This window comes from Kribbella koreensis (assembly GCF_039525325.1).
GTDB lineage: Bacteria > Actinomycetota > Actinomycetes > Propionibacteriales > Kribbellaceae > Kribbella > Kribbella koreensis.
This window is the reverse complement of the sequence record NZ_BAAAHK010000003.1, coordinates 686,294-705,081: the sequence shown is the minus strand read 5'-3', so window position 1 is coordinate 705,081 and position 18,788 is coordinate 686,294. Positions and strand designations below refer to the sequence as shown.

General features: G+C 68.3%; 20 protein-coding genes. 17 read left to right on the top strand and 3 right to left on the bottom strand.

What is annotated here, in order from left to right; genetic code table 11:
- Positions 1–39: 39 nt before the first annotated feature.
- Together ABD116_RS07000 and ABD116_RS06995 are read left to right on the top strand one after the other, a co-directional pair.
- On the top strand, positions 40–225 hold the full coding sequence (locus tag ABD116_RS07000) for a hypothetical protein (protein ID WP_343966068.1): 186 nt from the start codon (positions 40–42) through the stop codon (positions 223–225).
- A 125-nt stretch (positions 226–350) separates the two neighbouring features.
- Positions 351–1,310, top strand: coding sequence for a hypothetical protein (locus ABD116_RS06995; protein ID WP_343966066.1), 960 nt, complete (start codon positions 351–353; stop codon positions 1,308–1,310).
- A 76-nt stretch (positions 1,311–1,386) separates the two neighbouring features.
- On the opposite strand, the gene ABD116_RS06990 is transcribed toward ABD116_RS06995, so the two are convergent.
- Together ABD116_RS06990 and ABD116_RS06985 are read right to left on the bottom strand one after the other, a co-directional pair.
- Positions 1,387–2,409, bottom strand: a complete 1,023-nt coding sequence (locus ABD116_RS06990; RefSeq protein WP_343966064.1) for an NAD-dependent epimerase/dehydratase family protein — start codon at positions 2,407–2,409, stop codon at positions 1,387–1,389.
- Positions 2,406–3,197: an S-methyl-5'-thioadenosine phosphorylase gene (locus tag ABD116_RS06985; RefSeq protein ID WP_343966062.1), complete on the bottom strand. Its 792-nt coding sequence runs from the start codon at positions 3,195–3,197 to the stop codon at positions 2,406–2,408. The genes ABD116_RS06990 and ABD116_RS06985 overlap by 4 nt, the downstream gene beginning before the upstream one ends.
- A 118-nt stretch (positions 3,198–3,315) precedes the next feature.
- Between ABD116_RS06985 and ABD116_RS06980 the strand changes: the two genes are divergently transcribed.
- Both ABD116_RS06980 and ABD116_RS06975 read left to right on the top strand, forming a co-directional pair.
- Complete coding sequence (locus tag ABD116_RS06980; protein ID WP_343966061.1) at positions 3,316–3,801, top strand: hypothetical protein; 486 nt, start codon at positions 3,316–3,318, stop codon at positions 3,799–3,801.
- The gene (locus ABD116_RS06975) at positions 3,801–4,787 is read left to right on the top strand and encodes a sigma-70 family RNA polymerase sigma factor (protein WP_343966059.1); all 987 of its coding nucleotides are present in this window, start codon (positions 3,801–3,803) and stop codon (positions 4,785–4,787) included. The genes ABD116_RS06980 and ABD116_RS06975 overlap by 1 nt, the downstream gene beginning before the upstream one ends.
- Here the strand turns inward: ABD116_RS06975 and ABD116_RS06970 are convergent.
- Positions 4,769–6,421, bottom strand: a complete 1,653-nt coding sequence (locus ABD116_RS06970) for a bifunctional 3'-5' exonuclease/DNA polymerase (protein WP_343966057.1) — start codon at positions 6,419–6,421, stop codon at positions 4,769–4,771. The genes ABD116_RS06975 and ABD116_RS06970 overlap by 19 nt on opposite strands.
- 284 nt (positions 6,422–6,705) lie before the next feature.
- Here ABD116_RS06970 and ABD116_RS06965 point away from each other — a divergent pair, with 284 nt between their 5' ends.
- From ABD116_RS06965 to secF, 13 genes are all read left to right on the top strand, one after another.
- Complete coding sequence (locus ABD116_RS06965; RefSeq protein ID WP_343966055.1) at positions 6,706–8,061, top strand: aminotransferase-like domain-containing protein; 1,356 nt, start codon at positions 6,706–6,708, stop codon at positions 8,059–8,061.
- 75 nt (positions 8,062–8,136) lie between these two features.
- On the top strand, positions 8,137–9,039 hold the full coding sequence (gene pdxS, locus ABD116_RS06960) for a pyridoxal 5'-phosphate synthase lyase subunit PdxS (RefSeq protein WP_343966053.1): 903 nt from the start codon (positions 8,137–8,139) through the stop codon (positions 9,037–9,039).
- Positions 9,040–9,048: 9 nt separating this feature from the next.
- Positions 9,049–9,609, top strand: coding sequence for a DUF6891 domain-containing protein (locus ABD116_RS06955; protein ID WP_343966051.1), 561 nt, complete (start codon positions 9,049–9,051; stop codon positions 9,607–9,609).
- On the top strand, positions 9,606–10,199 hold the full coding sequence (pdxT, locus tag ABD116_RS06950; RefSeq protein WP_343966049.1) for a pyridoxal 5'-phosphate synthase glutaminase subunit PdxT: 594 nt from the start codon (positions 9,606–9,608) through the stop codon (positions 10,197–10,199). Before ABD116_RS06955 ends, pdxT begins: the two co-directional genes overlap by 4 nt.
- 34 nt (positions 10,200–10,233) lie before the next feature.
- Positions 10,234–10,995: a YebC/PmpR family DNA-binding transcriptional regulator gene (locus tag ABD116_RS06945; protein WP_343966047.1), complete on the top strand. Its 762-nt coding sequence runs from the start codon at positions 10,234–10,236 to the stop codon at positions 10,993–10,995.
- 33 nt (positions 10,996–11,028) lie between these two features.
- Complete coding sequence (locus ABD116_RS06940) at positions 11,029–11,490, top strand: hotdog fold domain-containing protein (RefSeq protein WP_343966045.1); 462 nt, start codon at positions 11,029–11,031, stop codon at positions 11,488–11,490.
- 40 nt (positions 11,491–11,530) lie between these two features.
- The gene (locus ABD116_RS06935; RefSeq protein ID WP_343966043.1) at positions 11,531–12,700 is read left to right on the top strand and encodes a GNAT family N-acetyltransferase; all 1,170 of its coding nucleotides are present in this window, start codon (positions 11,531–11,533) and stop codon (positions 12,698–12,700) included.
- A gap of 76 nt (positions 12,701–12,776) precedes the next feature.
- Positions 12,777–13,373 (top strand): crossover junction endodeoxyribonuclease RuvC, encoded by a 597-nt coding sequence (gene ruvC, locus ABD116_RS06930; RefSeq protein ID WP_343966041.1) that lies wholly within the window; start codon positions 12,777–12,779, stop codon positions 13,371–13,373.
- A gap of 16 nt (positions 13,374–13,389) precedes the next feature.
- The gene (gene ruvA, locus ABD116_RS06925; protein WP_343966040.1) at positions 13,390–13,992 is read left to right on the top strand and encodes a Holliday junction branch migration protein RuvA; all 603 of its coding nucleotides are present in this window, start codon (positions 13,390–13,392) and stop codon (positions 13,990–13,992) included.
- Positions 13,993–14,040: 48 nt separating this feature from the next.
- Positions 14,041–15,093, top strand: a complete 1,053-nt coding sequence (gene ruvB / locus ABD116_RS06920; RefSeq protein ID WP_343966038.1) for a Holliday junction branch migration DNA helicase RuvB — start codon at positions 14,041–14,043, stop codon at positions 15,091–15,093.
- A gap of 197 nt (positions 15,094–15,290) precedes the next feature.
- Complete coding sequence (gene yajC, locus ABD116_RS06915; RefSeq protein WP_343966035.1) at positions 15,291–15,740, top strand: preprotein translocase subunit YajC; 450 nt, start codon at positions 15,291–15,293, stop codon at positions 15,738–15,740.
- An 82-nt stretch (positions 15,741–15,822) separates the two neighbouring features.
- Positions 15,823–17,592, top strand: a complete 1,770-nt coding sequence (gene secD / locus ABD116_RS06910; protein WP_343966033.1) for a protein translocase subunit SecD — start codon at positions 15,823–15,825, stop codon at positions 17,590–17,592.
- Complete coding sequence (secF, locus tag ABD116_RS06905) at positions 17,592–18,779, top strand: protein translocase subunit SecF (RefSeq protein ID WP_343966031.1); 1,188 nt, start codon at positions 17,592–17,594, stop codon at positions 18,777–18,779. Before secD ends, secF begins: the two co-directional genes overlap by 1 nt.
- Positions 18,780–18,788 lie beyond the last annotated feature (9 nt).

Genomic DNA, 18,788 nt, shown 5'->3' with positions numbered 1-18,788 from the left:
AATTTTGGCAAAAATGGGCACGCAGTCAGCACCCTCGTCGTGACGTGGAACGTTGCCGAGGGACCGGTCCTCCCCTCCATCGCCGCCGTCGAAGAGCTCCTCGCTCCCACCTGGCCTCAAGACTTCGGGTTCCCGCTCGACATGTCGTCACACCTCACCGCGCCGGAGTACACGCTCCCCTGGCTGACCCGCGTCCACTGGACACGGCTCAGGCCAACGAAATGACTCGGGCTGGTTGCAGCTTGCTGCAATGACGTTCTGGTGGGGGGCTCGAGTAGCTAGGGTGAGCGGACATTTGTGGGTTCGTGAAGCCCTCGGGGGGCATCGAGTACTACAGGGAGAACTTGCAGATGAGAATTCGTCGTTTTGCTCTTGCTGTGGCCGGGCTGAGCCTGGTCACGGGGGCTGTGGCGGCCAACCCGGCCGGCGCAGAGGTGCAGGGCAAACCCCAGCCGCGGGCTGCGACCGGAGCAGAGCCGATCGTCAGGGCGAAGGCCGCAACCGGGGCTTGCTCGGTCGTTGTCGGCGCCGTGACCGCCGCCGGTCAGAACGGTGGCTACCGGATCACCGCGACCAGGCCGGTGACCGAGGAGGAGGCCGGGTCGTACAAGATGTTCGCTGTCCGCGCGAGCTCCACCTGGTTCGCCTGGGCAGGCTCAGGCACCACGAAGTACTTCACCGGAATGCTCCTGGTGGGCGGCAGCCTGTACACCGCCGTCGAGTCGTACAAGACTCCGACGACCACGACTCCGGTGGTCAGCTGGAAGCGGCTCGGTACCGGCTGGGCCAGCTTCACCTCCATTGCGAGCTCGCGCTACGTCAACGGACAAAACGTCGCGGAACGCTCGTACCTCTACGGCTTGAGCACGAACGGTTCGCTGTACCGCTACAGCATCAACGGCCCGACCGGTCCGGTCTCGGCCGCCGGCAGCGCGGCCGGCTACAAGTCGTTCAGGTCGATCACCACGATCGCCGAGACCGCGACCTACGACACGCTTCTGGGAGTTACCAAGGCCGGCGGGCTCTACACCATCCACCTGCCCAAGACGACGACGCTGAAGGGCACCCTCAAGGCGGTCCGCACCACCGGCTTCGGCGCCTACCAGCAGCTGGTCGCCGAGCGCTGCGGCAACAGCGGCGGCACGCTACTCACCGGCTTCAACAACACAGCCCACACCGCCACCGTGTACGCCCTCAGCAAAGCCAAGGGCTCGCAGACGGTCGTCAACACCATCGGCAGCGTCGCTCTGCCGCAGAACGGCACCGTCCACTTCCGCTACATCACCAACACCAACCTCATCGGCGAGTGAGCTCGCCCGATGCGCTGAGCACCACGATCTCGTAGTACCGGCAGAAGCCCAGGTCACCCGACCTGGGCTTTTCCGTTCAGCCGTTGTGGATGAGGTCTGCGATGCCGGTGCGGAGGTCGTAGTCGGGTTTCCAGTGGAGGTGCTCGCGTAGGCGGTCGGATGATGCGGTGATGTGGCGGACGTCGCCGAGGCGGTAGGCGCCGGTGATTACGGGGGCCGGGCCGTCGTAGGCGCGGGCCAGTTCGGAGGCCAGGTCGCCGATTGTGCGGACGGTGCCGCTGCCTACGTTGTATGCGACGAACGGCGCAGGCGTGGGGGAGTTGACGGCGGCCACTACTGCGGAGGCGATGTCGGCGACGTGGATGAAGTCGCGGCGCTGACCGCCGTCCTCATAGACCTTCGGCGCCTCGCCTCGTTCCAGCATGGAGCGGAAGATGGCGGCCACTCCGGCGTACGGGGTGTTGCGGGGCATGCCGGGGCCGTAGACGTTGTGGAAGCGGAGGGCGGTTGCGTGGGCACCGGTCTCGCGGGACCAGGTGGCGGCCAGGTGTTCGCCGTGGAGTTTGGTGGCGGCGTACGTGTTCCGAGGGTCAGTGGGAGCGTCCTCACTCACCAGGCCCGGCCGCAGGGGTTCAGAACAGATCGGGCAGGGTGGTTCGAAACGGCCGGAGTCGAGGTCTTCGACTCGGCGCGGGCCAGGGGCGACGGGGCCGTGGCGGTCGCATTCGTAGTGGCCTTCGCCATAGACGACCATCGAGCTGGCATAGACGAGTCGCTGCACACCCTGCCGCCCGAGAGCGCGCAGCAGTACGGCGGTACCGAGGCTGTTGGTACTGACGTAGTCGTCCATGTCGTCGAGATCGACGCCGAGGCCGACCTTCGCGGCGAGATGCACGACCGAATCCACGCCCTGCAACGCCTCCGAGACCACCGAGGCATCGCGGATGTCCCCGACGATCAGGCCGTCGATGACAGGCGGGACGTCGTGCACGTCCGGGCGGAGCGAGTCGAGCACACGCACCGAGTGGCCGTCGGCGAGGAGTTGCGCGTGGACGTGCCGTCCGATGAAACCGGCCCCGCCCGTCAGCAGGATCTTCACCAGAGGTCCTCTCCGGCCGTACCGTCCAACGCGTGCCGGCAGGTGCAATCCTCGTCCACCTTGGGCAGCTGTCCGATCACCTCGGTCAGCAGGCCCTTCAACCGTTCGATGCTCCGGCCGAAGACCTCGAACACCTCCGCCTGGGTAACGCCACCACCCACCGAGACGCCCGCATCGTGGTCGGTGACGACAGCGACCGACGTGTAGCACAGAGCCAGCTCCCGGGCGATCGACGCCTCCGGAGCACCGGTCATTCCGACCACCGACCACCCCTGCGCCGCATGCCACTGCGACTCCGCACGGGTCGAGAATCGCGGCCCGTTGATCACCACCATGGTGCCCTCGGCAACCACCGACCCGTTGCCCGCAGCAATCACTGCGACCCGTCCGGCCGGACAGTACGGATCCGCCACCGAGACGTGCACAACCGGCCCGGTGCCGTCGTAGACGGTATGTTCCCGCCCCCAGGTCCGATCGACGAACTGGTCGGGCACCACCAAGGTCCCTGGCGTCAGCGACTCGCGCAGAGAGCCGACAGCGCAGGGCGCCAGCACTTGCCGGACGCCAAGCCGGCGCAGGGCGAACAGGTTCGCGCGGTAGTTGACCCGATGAGCCGGGAACCGATGATCCCCGCCATGGCGCGGAATGAACGCGACCTCCCGCCCACCGACAACCCCGACCACCGGCATCTCACTGGGCGCCCCGAACGGCGTCGTCACCTCCACCGTCCGCGCCCCGGACAGGAACGAGTAGAAGCCAGACCCACCGATCACACCGATTTCCGCCATGCCCCGACCCTAGAATCCCGCGGCCCGGCAACTACGCGATCCGCCCGGACCGTCAGCGCTCCGTAATCGGCGGGGGAGGTGGAGCCGGCAGCCGAGTGATTGATGGTCGAATGTCCCCGTGAAGGTCTCTGTCGTGCTGATCCTGGTGGGAGTCCTGCTGCTCCTGCTCGGTGGCTACTGCAGCTGGACCGCCGGCCGCCTCGACCGCCTCCACCACCGCGTCGCCACCGCCCGCGCCTCCCTGGAGACCGAACTAGCCCGCCGCTCGGCCCTAGTAGCCGAGCTAGCCGGAAGCGGCGCACTAGACCCCGCCTCCTCCCTACTCTTGCTGGATGCAGCCCACCGCGCCCGCACCGCGACCAGCGACACCCGCGAGCGAGCCGAGTCGGCCTTGACCCGAGCAATCGGAGCAACCGGCACAGACGTCGAGCCCTGGGCAACAGAGCTCGGTACTGCGGTACGCCGGGTCCAACTGGCCAGGCGATTCCACAACGACATCGTGGTCTCCACCCGCGTACTCCGGAGCCGCCGCATCGTCACCTGGTTCCGCCTAGCCGGCCACGCCCCCATGCCCGCCACCATCGAACTGGAAGACGGCAGCTGATGACTGTCACCGAGGAAACCTTCGCTGCCCAGGCAGAGCAGTACCGCCACGAGCTACGCGTCCACTGCTACCGCATGCTCGGCTCCTACGACGACGCCGAGGACATGGTCCAGGAGACCTTCCTCCGCGCCTGGCGCAAACGCACCGACTTCGAAGGCCGCTCGTCCTTCCGCGCTTGGCTGTACAAGATCGCCACCAACGCCTGCATCGACGACGTACGCCGCCCGCAACGCGTCCTTCCGCACCAACTGGAACCCGCCTCCTGGCCCACCGGCGAAGCCATCGCCCGCACCGACCTCCCTTGGCTGCAGCCCTACCCCGATGTCCTGCTCGACCGAGCCGAAGAGCCCGACGCCGCCGTCGTACGCCGCGAGACGATCGAGCTGGCCTTCCTCATCGCGATCCAGCACCTCCCCGCGCGCCAGCGCGCAGTACTGATCCTGAGAGACGTACTCGGCTGGTCCGCCAAGGAAACCGCCGACCTCCTCGACTCCACCGTCGCCTCGGTCAACAGCGCCCTCCAGCGAGCCCGCCCGGTACTCCGTGAGCAGCTGCCACCCCGACGCGCCGAGTGGGCCCCCACCAGTGACCCGTCGGCCGAGGAGCAGGCGCTGCTCAAGAAGTACATGGACGCCTGGGAGCGAGCCGACTCAGCCGGTATCGCCCAGCTGATGCACGAGGACATCCGCATCACCATGCCGCCGTACCCGTTCTGGTTCGAAGGCCGCACGGACGCTCAGCGGATCATGGCCGCCAACCTCGACCCCGACGGCGACGCCAACCGCGGCGACTGGCGGTTCATCCCCATCAGCGTGAACCGCCAGCCGGCCCTGGCCACATACCTCCGGGTGCCCGGCGACGACCTCTATCGCCCGTTCGGCATCGATGTCTTCCGGATCGAGGACGGCCTGATCGCCGAGATGACCGCCTTCGAGCTCACCGACTTCGAACGCCTCGAGCTACCTACTCATTTCGCGTCGGCATAACACTCCACGATGGCCGTGGTGAAGGGAAAGCGGGTCGGCGTCTCCCCAAAAGTGATCCGGCCCGCCAGGTCGCCCGCGGCCTGAACAGCCGCAGCAACCTCCTCGGCTTCGTCAGCAGGGCAATGCACGATCACCTCGTCATGCTGGAAGAAGACCAGCTCGGCCTTGAGGTCAGCAATGGATTGCCGCAACGCAGCCATCATCAACAAGGCCCAGTCCGCGGCCGACCCCTGGACGACGAAGTTCCGCGTGAACCGTCCACGAGCCCGAGCATGCCGTGCATCGGTCTGCCGCTCCTCCGACGGCCCCTCCAGCAGCGCGTCGTCGATCGGCGATCCCGACGGCGGACAGGTCCGCCCGAGCCAGGTCCGCACCAACCGGCCTTCCTCCCCGGCCCGAGCCGCATCGTCCACATACGCGACCGCCTTCGGGAACCGCTTCCGCAGCATCGCCAGATTCTTCAGCCCGTCACCGGACGTCTGCCCGTAGATCGAACCCAGCACGGCCAGCTTCGCCATCCCACGGTCACCCGAGAACGCCTTGTCCGAAACAGCTTTGTACAGATCGCCCGCGTCGCCGGCGACCTCCATCAACCCGGGATCACGTGAGATCGCCGCCAGCACCCGAGGCTCCAGTTGGGACGCGTCGGCCACCACCAGCCGCCACCCCGGATCCGCGACCACCGCCTTCCGGATCACCTTCGGAATCTGCAATCCACCGCCGCCGTTGGTCACCCACCGCCCGGACACCGTGCCACCCGGAATGAACCCAGGCCGGAACCGCCCGTCATGCACCCAGTCGCTCAGCCACGACCATCCGTTGGCCGTATAGATCCGATAGAGCGTCTTGTACTCGAGCAGCGGCGCCACCGCCGGATGCTCGATCCGCTCCAGCTCCCATTTGCGCGTCGACGTGACCTGGAACCCAGCCTGCTTGAAAGCCTTCAGCACATCCGCCGGCAACTCCGGCCGCACCCGCCGCCCGAACGCCTCCGAGATCTGATCCGCCAACTCGGTCAACCGCCGCGGCTCCCCGGACCCCGCGAACCGTTCCCCCAACAGCTCGGTCAGCAAAGCGCGATGCCGCGAAGCGCTCCACGGCAGCCCAGCGCGATCCATCTCGGCGGCCACGAGCATCCCCGACGACTCGGAGGCCGTCAGTAACCGCATCCGCTCCGGATACTCCGCCTGCTGATGCCGACGGAGTTGCTCGGCATAGACCCGCAACAGCGCCTCGAACCCGATCGGCTCTTCCTGGATCTCGAACAGCGACGACTGCTCGCCAGGCGTCGTCGACCGCAACGGCGGATCAGCAGGCACCGGCTTCCCACTCAACCGTGCCCAAGCGGCCGCCGCGGACCGCGGCTCACCCCACCGCCCCTCATGCCCGAGCAGCAACAACTCGGCCGACTCAATGTCATAACACCGCTCGACCCGTACGCCGGCCGCCAGCAACCGCGGGTAGATCTCCTGCGATGACCGCCAGACCCAGCGAGTCACCTCCGGCCGAGACCCGACAGCTGCGGCCAGGTCCGGCTCACGGAGCACCGGACCGGCGGGCTGGCCGTCCGGGTGGAGGGCGACCAGCAGCGCCCCACCACCCTCAACCGGCGCGATCGCCCACCGCTCATCCATGCGCTGATCCTCACACCTGGCACCGACATTTCCCCACCCACCACGACGACTACCTCACCCGCCTTCCACCGGCCCAACCCCAAGCCCGCCCCTCGACGCCCGCCATCTGGGTGGTTAACCCCCGAGGTTGTGGGTTGTCACCCCTGAGCCAGGGGTGACAACCCACCATTTGAGGGGGTAACCCCTCAAATGCCCACCCAGCCGGCGCTCGTCGGAGGCGGCTGGGTGGGTGGGCGGGTGGGAGGTGGAGGGTGGAGTGAGGCCAATCATGTGACACTGGACTTATGTGGCGGGGGAGCGATCTGGATCCAGCGGACGGGACCAAGACCGAACAGGTCGAGGCCCTGGTGCTGCGCCGGATCGAGCGCGGCGACCTGTCGATCGGGTCCCGCCTCCCGTCGGAGCGAGTGCTCGCCGAGCGCCTCGGCCTGAGCCGGGTGACCGTAGTGCGCGCACTCGATCAACTGCGCGCGGACGGCGTACTGGAGACAAAGCGAGGCTCCGGTACGCACGTAAGGCCGCTCGACCGCCTGCTGGACCCCATTGCCCCCGCCTCGACGGTGTCGGCGGGTGACCAGCCCTTGCTCGACCTCCGCTTCGCCACCACGGCCGCTCCACACGACGTGGCTGAGGTGGCCGCGCAGATCATCGCCGAGGGCCTCCCGCAGGCCATGGGCGGCGACGGCCCACCCTCCGGGGGCTCACTGGACCTCCGTACTGCGCTAGCCGAGCGTCTCACCCTCGAAGGCGTCCCCACCGAACCAGGCCAGTTGACCCTGACCGTAGGCGCCGCAGCCGGCCTCAACGCGGCCCTAGCCGGCCTGGACCTAGGACCCGGCGTTGCAATCACCGAGTCGCCCACCTACCCAGCAGCCTTCGACCTACTGAGAAGACACCGACTGGACGTAGTGGGCTGGCCCGCAGGCGTCTGGGACACCGACCAGCTCGCCCATCTCTGTAGGCGCCACAAGCCCAAGGTGATCTACCTCCAGGCGGACAACCACAACCCGACCGGCCTCAGCCTCCCAGCGGACCGGCGTACGGCCGTAGTGGAGATCGCCCGGCGCTACGACGCCGCACTGATCAGCGACGAGACCATGCGGCCGCTCTGGCTCGCCAGTGGAGAGCAGGCCGAGCCGCTGAGCCGATACCCGCGCACTGTCAGCGTCGGCTCACTCAGCAAGACCGTCTGGGGCGGACTGCGGGTCGGCTGGGTCCGTACCGGCCGGCAGCTCAGGCGGCGGATCAACACGTCGGCACAGCTCAGCGTGACGTCCCCTAGTGCGCTGGACGACCTACTGGCCCAGGCGATCCTCGGCAGGCTCGACCGGGTGATCTCCCGGCGCAAGACACGCCTGAGGTCCAACCTGGCGGCCTTGGAGACCGGGCTCAAGACACTCGACGGCGTGGCCTGGCCGACGCCGACCGGTGGCATGACGCTGTGGCTCGAGCTCACCGAAGTACGGGCCAGAAAGGTGCTGGAGGCTGCACGCGAGCAGGGGTTGCTACTGGGCGCGGGGGATCTGTTCACGCCGGACGGCACCGACCGACGGCACATCCGGATCCCGTTCACCGCCCCGCCGGCCACTCTGCGGCTCGTCGTCGCCCGGCTGGGAGAGGCACTGAAGCAGTCCAGTTGATTCAGAGTGGACTGAAGGTCAGCAGGCCACTCGTCCTAGGCTGGACTCGTGCCAGACCGCGACCAGGAGGATGCAGTGACCGAGACCCAGAACACCCCGCAGACCGGTACCGCCAAGGTCAAGCGCGGGATGGCCGAGATGCTCAAGGGCGGCGTGATCATGGACGTCGTCACCGCCGAGCAGGCCAAGATCGCCGAGGACGCCGGAGCCGTCGCGGTGATGGCGCTCGAGCGGGTCCCGGCCGACATCCGCGCCCAGGGCGGCGTCTCCCGGATGAGCGACCCGGACATGATCGAATCCATCATCAACACCGTGTCGATCCCGGTGATGGCCAAGGCCCGGATCGGTCACTTCGTCGAGGCGCAGATCCTGCAGAGCCTCGGGGTCGACTACATCGACGAGTCCGAGGTGCTCACCCCGGCCGACTACGCCAACCACATCGACAAGTGGAACTTCACCGTTCCGTTCGTCTGCGGCGCGACCAACCTGGGCGAGGCGCTGCGCCGGATCACCGAGGGCGCGGCGATGATCCGCTCCAAGGGCGAGGCCGGCACCGGTGACGTGTCCAACGCGACCACCCACATGCGCCAGATCCGCCAGGAGCTGCGCAAGCTGCAGAACCTGCCCGAGGACGAGCTGTACGTCGCGGCGAAGGAGTTGCAGGCGCCGTACGAGCTGGTCAAGGAGGTCGCACTGGCCGGCAAGCTTCCGGTCGTGCTGTTCACCGCCGGTGGCATCGCCACCCCGGCCGACGCGGCCATGATGATGCAGCTCGGCGCCGAGGGCGTGTTCGTCGGCTCCGGCATCTTCAAGTCCGGCAACCCGGCCCAGCGCGCCGAGGCGATCGTCAAGGCCACCACCTTCTACGACGACCCGGACGTCCTCGCCAAGGTCTCCCGCGGCCTGGGCGAGGCCATGGTCGGCATCAACGTCGACGAGATCCCCCAGCCCCACCGCCTCGCCGAGCGTGGCTGGTAAGCAACACCGGTGGCAGAGCAAGCAGTAGGTGAGCGGACCGCGCGCGAGTTGCGCGGTCTTGCTCGCGTCCTGGTCCGTTCCGGGTACGCCGATCGCGCTGCTGTCACGGCTGCCTTGACCGAGGCCGTGCAGGAGGATGCGCCGGCGGCAGACCCGGCAGTGCTCGTGCCCGAGCTGGTCGACGAGGCAGTGGCTGCGGTGGCGGCCGATGCGGCCGACTGGCCGGAGACGACCGACCCGGACCGGCTGGACGCAGTACTGGCCGAGCTGGGGTCGCTGGGCGTCGTAGTGGTCCGCTACACGTCGGATCACCACGCTGCGCGTGCCGTGCTGGAGTCGGCCGCGGATCCGAAGGGTCTGGTCTTCTTCACCGACACGGACGTCTGGCACGCGGTGGACTTCGGCATGCTCGAGCTGAAGGTCTGGCACCCCGACACGGCCAACGTCGCGCCGGGGGAGTCGCTGCTGGACGACGTACTGGCTCTGCTGCACGAGCGGGACCTACCGGCGGTCTTCGACGAGGGCCGCATCGAAGTGACCATCGACTGGCAACGAAGGGTTCAGCTGTGACGGTTATCGGCGTGTTCGCGCTGCAGGGCAACGTGCGTGAGCACCTGGCCATGCTGGCCCAGGTAGGCGTCGAGGCACGCCCGGTACGCCGGCCGTCCGAGCTTGCCGAGGTCGACGGGCTGGTGCTGCCCGGTGGCGAGTCGACCACGATGGACAAGCTGGCCCGGACGTTCGAGCTGTTCGAGCCGCTGCAGAAGCGGATCGCGGACGGCATGCCGACCTTCGGGACGTGTGCCGGGATGATCATGCTGGCCAACGAGATCACCGGCGGGATCGACGGCCAGGAGACGCTCGGCGGCCTGGACGTGACGGTCCGCCGGAACGCGTTCGGGCGGCAGGTCGACTCGTTCGAGGCCGATCTCGACTTCGCGGCCTTCGACACGCCGTACCACGCGGTGTTCATCCGGGCACCCTGGGTGGAACGCGTCGGGCGCGACGTCGAAGTACTGTCGACGGTGAGGTCGGGCACGGGCGCAGGTAGGATCGTCGCGGTTCGCCACGATCGGCTGCTGGCCACGTCGTTCCATCCCGAGATGACGGGTGACGCTCGGCTGCACGGCTACTTCGCCGATCTGGTGCGCGACCTCTAGGTCAGTTGCAGGCGGTAGAAGGGTTGGGTTCGCGATGTCAGGCCACTCCAAATGGGCCACCACCAAGCACAAGAAAGCGGTCATCGACTCGAGGCGCGCCAAGCTCTTCGCGAAGCTGATCAAGAACATCGAGGTGGCCGCCCGGACGGGCGGTGGCGACCTCGCGGGCAACCCGACCCTGTACGACGCGGTCCAGAAGGCGAAGAAGTCCTCTGTCCCGAACGACAACATCGACCGCGCCGTCAAGCGCGGCTCCGGCGCCGAGGCGGGTGGCGCGGACTGGCAGTCGATCACGTACGAGGGCTACGGGCCGAACGGCGTCGCGATGCTGATCGAGTGCCTGACCGACAACCGCAACCGCGCGGCGGCCGATGTCCGGACCGCGATGACCCGCAACGGCGGTTCGCTGGCCGACCCGGGCAGCGTCGCGTACCTGTTCAACCGCAAGGGCGTCATCGTGGTGAACAAGGAGCAGGACGGCAAGACCTACTCCGAGGACGACGTGATGGAGGCCGTGCTCGAGGCGGGCGCCGACGAGGTCAACGACCTGGGTGAGTCCTTCGAGGTGATCTCCGAGTCCAGCGACCTGGTCAAGGTCCGGACCGCGCTGCAGGAAGCCGGCATCGACTACGAGTCGGCCGACGCGTCCTTCGTCCCGTCGATGACGGTGGAGCTGGACGCCGAGGGCGCCGGCAAGATCTTCCGTCTGATCGACGCCCTCGAGGACAGCGACGACGTGCAGAACGTCTACGCCAACTTCGACGTCTCCGACGAGGTCATGGCCGAGGTCGGCTGACATTTCGCCTTACCCGTGGGTAACATGTGCGGCATGGCCAACGACGTGCTGCGCATGTGGGAGAAGTTCCGTGGGGTTCCGGGCGGTTCGCGGCTGTTCTCGCTGGCCTTCACGCTGAAGGCGCCGTACTTCCGCTCGGTCCGCCCGCGCTTCGTCCAGGTGAGCCCGAACTACGCCTCCCTGGTACTACCGAAGCGCCGGGCCGTCCAGAACCACATCGGCACCGTGCACGCGATCGCCGTCTGCAACGGCCTGGAGGCGGCGATGGGCGCCCTGGCCGAGGCGACCATCCCTTCCGGCAAGCGCTGGCTGCCGAAGGGGATGGAGGTCGAGTACCTCGCCAAGTCCACCTCGGACCTCACCTGCTCCGCCGAGACCGACCCGGACGCGTGGACGGCCGGCCCCGACGTCCCTGTCCAGGTCAAGGCGACCCGCACCGACGGGACGGTCGTGGTGCAGGGCACGATCAACCTCTGGGTGACGGACAAGAAATAACCCCAGGTACTCCGGGCCGCCCGCGTCGTAGGGTCTGAGCGTGGCTGACGACTTGCGGTTGGTAGATGTCCAGACCGAGCACTTGGACGACGTACTGCGCGTGCGCTCCCGCTCCTTCGGGTTGCTGGAGGCCGGGCGTCGCGAGGAGTGGAAGGCGGATGCGCAGGCCTGGATCGCCGGCCGCCGGATAGTCGGTGTGATGGATGGCGACGAGGTGGTCGCCTCCGCCCGGTACTGGCCGTTCGAGCAGTGGTGGAGCGGGCGCAAGGTGCCGATGGCCGGGGTCGCCGGGGTTGTCGTCGCACCGGAGTACCGGGGGCGTGGGGTCGGCAGCATGGTGATGCGGGGGATCCTTGCCCGGGCTGTTGAGCACGGATACCCGTTGTCGGGGCTCTACCCGGCTACCACTGTGATCTACCGGCACCTGGGGTACGAGTTCGGTGGTGGGCGGTACCGGTACACGTTCCCGGCGGCAGACCTGCGTTCGCTGGGCGGCAAGGAGGTCAGTGTCCGCCGAGCCGGTCCTGCCGACGCAGGCCGCTTCCTGGAGTTGGCTGGGCAGCTGCACAGCAGTGGGCGGAGCAACGGACCGATTGTCTGGCCTGAGGCGAAGGTGGCCGAGTGGCTGGGGGAGGACAACAGCTTCTGCTACCTGGCTGAGGACGGGTTCGTCGTCTATGGCTGGCAGAGCGGCAAGCTGCGCGTGGAGGAGCTGATTGCGGGTTCTGAAGCCACTGCGCGCGCCCTGTGGGCGGTGGTCGGCTCGGGGTCCTCCATCTCGACCGATGTGGACGCTTACCTGTCGCCGGACGACCCTGCACATCTCCTGGTCCCCACAGAAGCGGACAAGAACGCGCTGATCGAGCGCTGGATGCTGCGGGTGCTGGACGCGCCGGCCGCCATCTCCGCGCGCGGCTTCGCGCCAGGAGCCTCCCTGGAGGTCGACCTGGACCTCGACGACTCCGAGCTGGGAGCCAACACCGGCCGCTGGCACCTGTCCGTCTCCGGCGGCTCCGGCTCCCTGACACCTAGTACCTCCAGTGGCGACGCCCTACGCCTCGGCTCCCGCGGCCTGACCGCCCTATACGCCGGTACGCCACTGCCTGCCGTGCGCAAGGCCGGGCTGGCGTGGGGTGGCGCGGCCGCCGACGACGGGGCGATCGACACCGCCTTCTCGGGCGCCACGTCGTACATGCTCGACTACTTCTGATCTCCTTCAGCGAGTCGATTTCGTCGCCTCCAGCCGGACGTCTAGGGTTGTCGAACAAACGTTCGGAGGTGATCCAGTGCGCGTGCTCGGTGTCGACCCGGGACTGACCCGGTGTGGTCTCGGTGTCGTCGAAGGCAGCCCTGGGCGGCCGCCGAAGATGATCGCCGTCGGAGTGATCCGGACACCGGCCGATCTGGACGTCGCCAAGCGGCTCGTCCGGATCGAGGCCGAGCTGGAGGAGTGGATCGTGGAGCACCGGCCGGACGCGGTCGCGGTCGAGCGGGTGTTCGCCCAGCAGAACGTGCGGACGGTGATGGGCACGGCGCAGGCGTCGGGGGTGGCGATGGTGGTCGCTGCCCGGCGGGGATTGCCGGTGGCGCTGCATACGCCGAGCGAGGTGAAGGCGGCGGTCACCGGGTCGGGCCGGGCCGGAAAGGAGCAGGTGACCACGATGGTGACCCGCATCCTCAAGCTGGCCGAGCGACCCACCCCGGCCGACGCGGCGGACGCGCTGGCACTGGCGATCTGCCATGTCTGGCGAGGTGGAGTGACCAGCCGCCTGGAGGAGGCAGCAGGCAGCCGAGCCAACCTCGAAGCCCTGGCCCAAGCCCAATCCCGCCTGCAGGTAGCAAGACTGCGCGCCGCAGTGGCCGCACAAGAAGGCCGACGATGACTCTCGGAGGGAAGCGATGATCGCGTTCGTGCGTGGCCCGGTGGCCGCGATCGGGCTGGACAGTTGTGTGATCGAGGTCGGGGGAGTCGGGCTGCAGCTCTACTGCCACCCCGGCACCCTGGCGACGCTGCGCCCCGGCCAGGAGTTCAAGCTCGCCACCTCGATGGTGGTGCGCGAGGACTCCCTGACCCTGTACGGCTTCTCGGACTCCGACGAGAAGGAACTGTTCGAGCTGCTGCAGACCGCCTCGGGCGTCGGCCCGAAGCTGGCCCAGGCGGCCCTCGCGGTGCTGAGCCCGGACCAACTCCGGCAAGCCGTCGCCGCCGAAGACCTCGCGATGCTGGTGAAGATCCCCGGCGTCGGCAAGAAGGTCGCCCAACGCCTGGTCCTGGAGCTGAAGGACAAGATCGGCGCCCCCTCACGCACGGTCGCCGGCCGTCCGCTGGCCTCGACCGAGGTCTGGCGCGAGCAAGTACACGCCGGTCTGGTCGGCCTCGGCTGGTCGGCCCGCGACGCCGACGACGCGGTCATCGCCGTCTCACCGCTGGCCCAGGGTGAAACAGAACCCTCCGTTCCCGATCTCCTCCGCGCCGCACTCCGCGCCCTCTCGAAGGCGTAGCCGATGAAGTCAGCACAGCCGTCCGGCCAGATCGTGGGGGCGTAGCGGATGGACGACAACGTTCGCCCACTGGTGTCCGCGGATGCGATGGACATCGAGGAACGCAAGATCGAGTCCGCGTTGCGGCCGCGCACGCTGGCCGAGTTCGGCGGGCAGCGCCGGGTCAGCGAGCAGCTCGAGCTGGTCCTGCACGCCGCCCGCGGCCGCAACCGCGCGCCCGATCACGTACTGCTGTCCGGCCCACCCGGCCTGGGCAAGACCACGCTGGCGATGATCATCGCCGCTGAGCTCTCCGCCCCACTGCGGATCACGAGCGGCCCGGCGATCCAGCACGCCGGCGACCTGGCCGCGATCCTGTCCGGGCTGAACGAGGGCGAGGTCCTGTTCCTCGACGAGATCCACCGGATGTCCCGCCCGGCCGAAGAGCTGCTCTACATGGCGATGGAGGACTTCCGGGTCGACGTGATCGTCGGCAAGGGCCCCGGCGCCACCGCGATCCCGCTGGAGATCCCGCCGTTCACGCTGGTCGGCGCGACCACCCGGGCCGGGCTGCTGCCGGGACCGCTGCGGGACCGGTTCGGGTTCACCGGCCATCTGGAGTTCTACGAGTCGGCCGAGCTGGAGAAGATCATCAACCGCTCGGCGACGCTGCTGGACGTCGACATCACCAAGGAGGCGGCCGCCGAGATCGCCTCCCGCTCCCGCGGTACACCCCGAATCGCGAACCGGCTGCTCCGCCGGGTCCGCGACTACGCAGAGGTACGAGCCGACGGCATCATCACGATCGCGCTGTCGAAGGCCGCGCTGGAGCTGTACGAGGTGGACCGGATGGGCCTCGACCGGCTCGACCGCTCGGTCCTCGACGCGCTCTGCCGCCGGTTCGGCGGGGGACCGGTCGGCCTGTCCACGCTCGCGGTCGCCGTCGGTGAGGAGCGCGAAACCGTGGAAGAGGTGGCCGAGCCCTTCCTGGTCCGCTCCGGCTACCTGGCCCGTACTCCGCGCGGCCGCGTCGCCACCCCGGCCGCCTGGCGCCACCTCGGCCTGGCGGTGCCGAAGGGCGCGAGCTTCGCCGACACGCTTTTCGACGCCGAGGACGAGTAGCCGGGCACCATCCGGCAGCCGGCGACGTTGTACCGGTAACGAGTAACTCAAACGTGACCCGCAGTCATGAGGTACTTGTTGCCGCCCACGCGTTAGACTCCCCGGTGGCCCGTACCCGGGCCATCCCGCAATGACCCGGCGCGCTCGAGCAGAGCGTGCGGGGCACCCGTACTCTCGACGAAGGATTCTGAGTCCCGATGGTATTGATCGCCGCACCGATGGCCTCCTCCGGCGGTGGGGGCATCACGCTCCTGCTCCCGCTGATCCTGATCGTCGGGATGATCTGGTTCATGAGCCGTACCCAGCGCAAGCAGAAGGCCAGGCAGGCCGAGACGGTCGCCGCGCTGCAACCGGGTACCAAGGTGATCACCACCAGCGGCCAGGTCGGCATCGTCGAAGAGGTCGACGACGAGTACGTGACGCTGGAGATCTCCGACGGCGTGCTGGTCCAGTTCGTGAAGGCAGCGATCGGCCGGGTCATCCCGGAGGAGACCGAGGATGTGGCGGCGGACGAGCCGGCGGATGAGGCCGACGGCGAGACCGCGACGGAGCCGGCTGACGCCAAGGAGTCCGTGGAGGTGCCGGACGCCGGCGCCGACAAGGTCCAGGACAAGCCCAAGCTGCCCCCTACGCACACCGAGAACTGATCCACCCCGTCCTATCGGCGTGCGGCGCACGGGCATCACGGTGATGCCCGGGCGCGCCCAGTAGCGCAAGGAAGAATTTGACGTGGCAACGACGACGACATCCCGCCCCGGCAGGAACCTGATCGTCCTGGCAGTCATCCTGGTCCTGTTGTTCGGGATCATGGCGATCGCCAAGACCTGGGGACCCAAGCTCGGCCTGGATCTGCGCGGTGGCACCACCGTCACGCTGACGGCCAGCAATGTCGGCGGTGGCGGCGACCCGACGGCCGAACAGCTGTCCGAGGCGAAGAACATCATCTCCCAGCGGGTGAACGGCGCCGGTGTCGGTGAGGCCGAGGTCGCCACCTCCGGCAAGAACCACATCACCGTCTCCGTGCCGGGCGCCAACCAGGACGCGCTGGTCAAGCAGATCGGCCAGACCGCGCTGCTGAACTTCCGGATCGTCTACGACCAGCAGGCCGGCCAGCCGCTGCCGCCCGCGCCGCCGTCGGCCACGCCGACCGGCAAGCCGTCGGCCACGCCGAAGCCGAGCGCGACGCCGAAGCCGGCCAGCACGATCAAGCCGTCGAGCACCGCCACGCCGAACGGCCGCGCCTGGAGCAGCGTGCTGGGCCACGCCGCCACCCCGACGCCGACGCCCAAGCCGTCGACCCCGAGCGCGAAGCCGAGCACACCGGCCACCCCGACGCCGTCGACGATCCCGGGCGCCGAGGTCACCGGCGATCCGCTGGCGTGGAAGCCGGACGCGGCTACCACCGCCGCTTTCGCGACGTTCACCTGCGACAAGGACAAGCCGAAGCCGAAGGACGAGGAGAAGAAGCCGCTGTTCTCCTGCAGCCAGGACTTCTCGACCAAGTACCTGCTCGGTCCGGCGATCCTGAAGGGCACCGACCTGTCCGACGCCTCCGCGGCGATCCCGCAGAACGGCGTCAACTGGCAGGTCAACCTGAAGTTCACCGGTGAGGGCGGCGACAAGTTCCTCAAGGCCACTACCGCGATCTCCAAGCTCCCCCCGCCGTCGAACCTGTTCGCGATCGTGCTCGACGGCGTGACGATCTCCACCCCGACCGTGAGCCAGCCGATCCCCGGTGGCCAGGCGCAGATCACCGGTTCGTTCACCGAGACCGAGGCCCGCGACCTGGGCAACGTGCTCAAGTACGGCGCGCTGCCGGTGCAGTTCGACACCTCGTCGGTCGAGACGATCTCGGCCCAGCTCGGTGGCGACCAGCTCTCCGCCGGTATCACCGCCGGCCTGATCGGCCTCGCGCTGGTCGTGCTCTTCTCGTTCCTGTACTACCGCGGCCTGGGCATCGTCGTCGTGATGTCGCTGACGGTCGCCGCGGCGCTGACCTACGCGGCCGTGGTGCTGCTGGGCAAGTCGATGGGCTTCGCCCTGACGCTGTCCGGAATCGCCGGTCTGATCGTGGCGATCGGTATCACCGCGGACTCGTTCGTCATCTACTTCGAACGACTGCGCGACGAGGTCCGTGAGGGCCGCAGCCTGCGCTCGTCGGTGGAGACCGGCTGGGCCCGCGCCAAGCACACCATCATCGCGGCCGACTCGATCTCGCTGCTCGCGGCCGTGGTGCTGTACGTCCTCGCGGTCGGCAGCGTGAAGGGCTTCGCGTTCACGCTCGGCCTGACCACCCTGATCGACCTGTTCGTCGTGTTCGTCTTCACCAAGCCGATCGTGACGCTGCTGGCCCGGACCGACTTCTTCGGCCACGGCCACAAGCTGTCCGGTCTCGACCCCGAGCATCTCGGCGTCGAACGGCTGCCCGGTCAGATGAAACCATCGGCCCGCCCGGCCGCGAAGAAGTCCACGCCCAAGCCCGTCGGAGGCGAGGTCTGATGTCGAAGCTCGGAAGCATCGGTGCCCGGTTGCACCGCGGCGAGGTCTCCTACGACTTCATCGGCAAGCGCAAGATCTGGTTCGCGGTCTCGATCGCGCTGGTCGTCATCTCGCTCGGCTCGCTGCTGGCCAAGGGGCTGGCGCTGGGCATCGAGTTCAAGGGCGGCGTCGAGTACCAGGCGAAGGTCAAGGTCACCCACAACACCGTCGACGACGTCACGTCGGCGGTGAAGTCGACCAACGCCAAGGATCTCGGCGACCCGGTGGTCACCACGATCGGCGCCAACCAGGTGCGGGTGCAGACCAAGCCGCTGAGCCAGGACGACATCGTCAAGGTCCGCGAGGCGATCGGCAAGGAGGTCGGGGTTCCGACCGACCAGGTCAGCAACCAGCAGATCGGCGCCTCCTGGGGCTCGCAGATCGCGAACAAGGCGATCCTCGCGCTGATCGTCTTCCTGATCCTCGTGTTCGGCGTGATCTGGGCGTACTTCCGCGAGCCCAAGGCATCGATGGCGGCGATCATCGCGCTGATCCACGACGTGTTCATCACCGTCGGCGTCTACGCGCTGATCGGCTTCGACGTCACGCCGGCCACCGTGATCGGCGTACTGACGATCCTCGGTTACTCGCTGTACGACACCGTCGTGGTGTTCGACAAGGTGCGGGAGAACACCCGGGGCATCACCGGGTCGAACCGCTACACCTACAGCGACGCGACCAACCTGGCCGTCAACCAGACCATCGTCCGCTCGATCAACACCACGCTGATCGCGCTGATGCCGGTCGGGTCGATCCTGGTCGTCGGTACCGTCGTCCTGGGCACCGGTCCGCTGAAGGACCTGTCGCTGGCCTTGTTCGTCGGTATCGCCGTCGGTGCGTACTCGTCGATCTTCATCGCTCCGGCCCTGCTGGCCATGTTCAAGGAGCGTGAGCCGGGCATGCAGGCCCTGAGCCGCCGGGTGCTCGCCAAGCGGGCCCAAGCAGGCGTGACAGCCGGTACTCCGGTCGCCGCCGGCGCGGTGGCGGGTGCTGCCAGCGCGGCGGACACCACCCGGGTGCAGGACCGGCCCAAGGCGGCCAGCGCGACTGCCGGCGTACCGACTGCCTCGAGCCGCCCGGTGCGGCCAACGAGCGGCGCAGGACGCCCGCAACCGGCCCGCAAGCCCCGCTCCAAGCGTGGCAAGTGACAGGCTGCT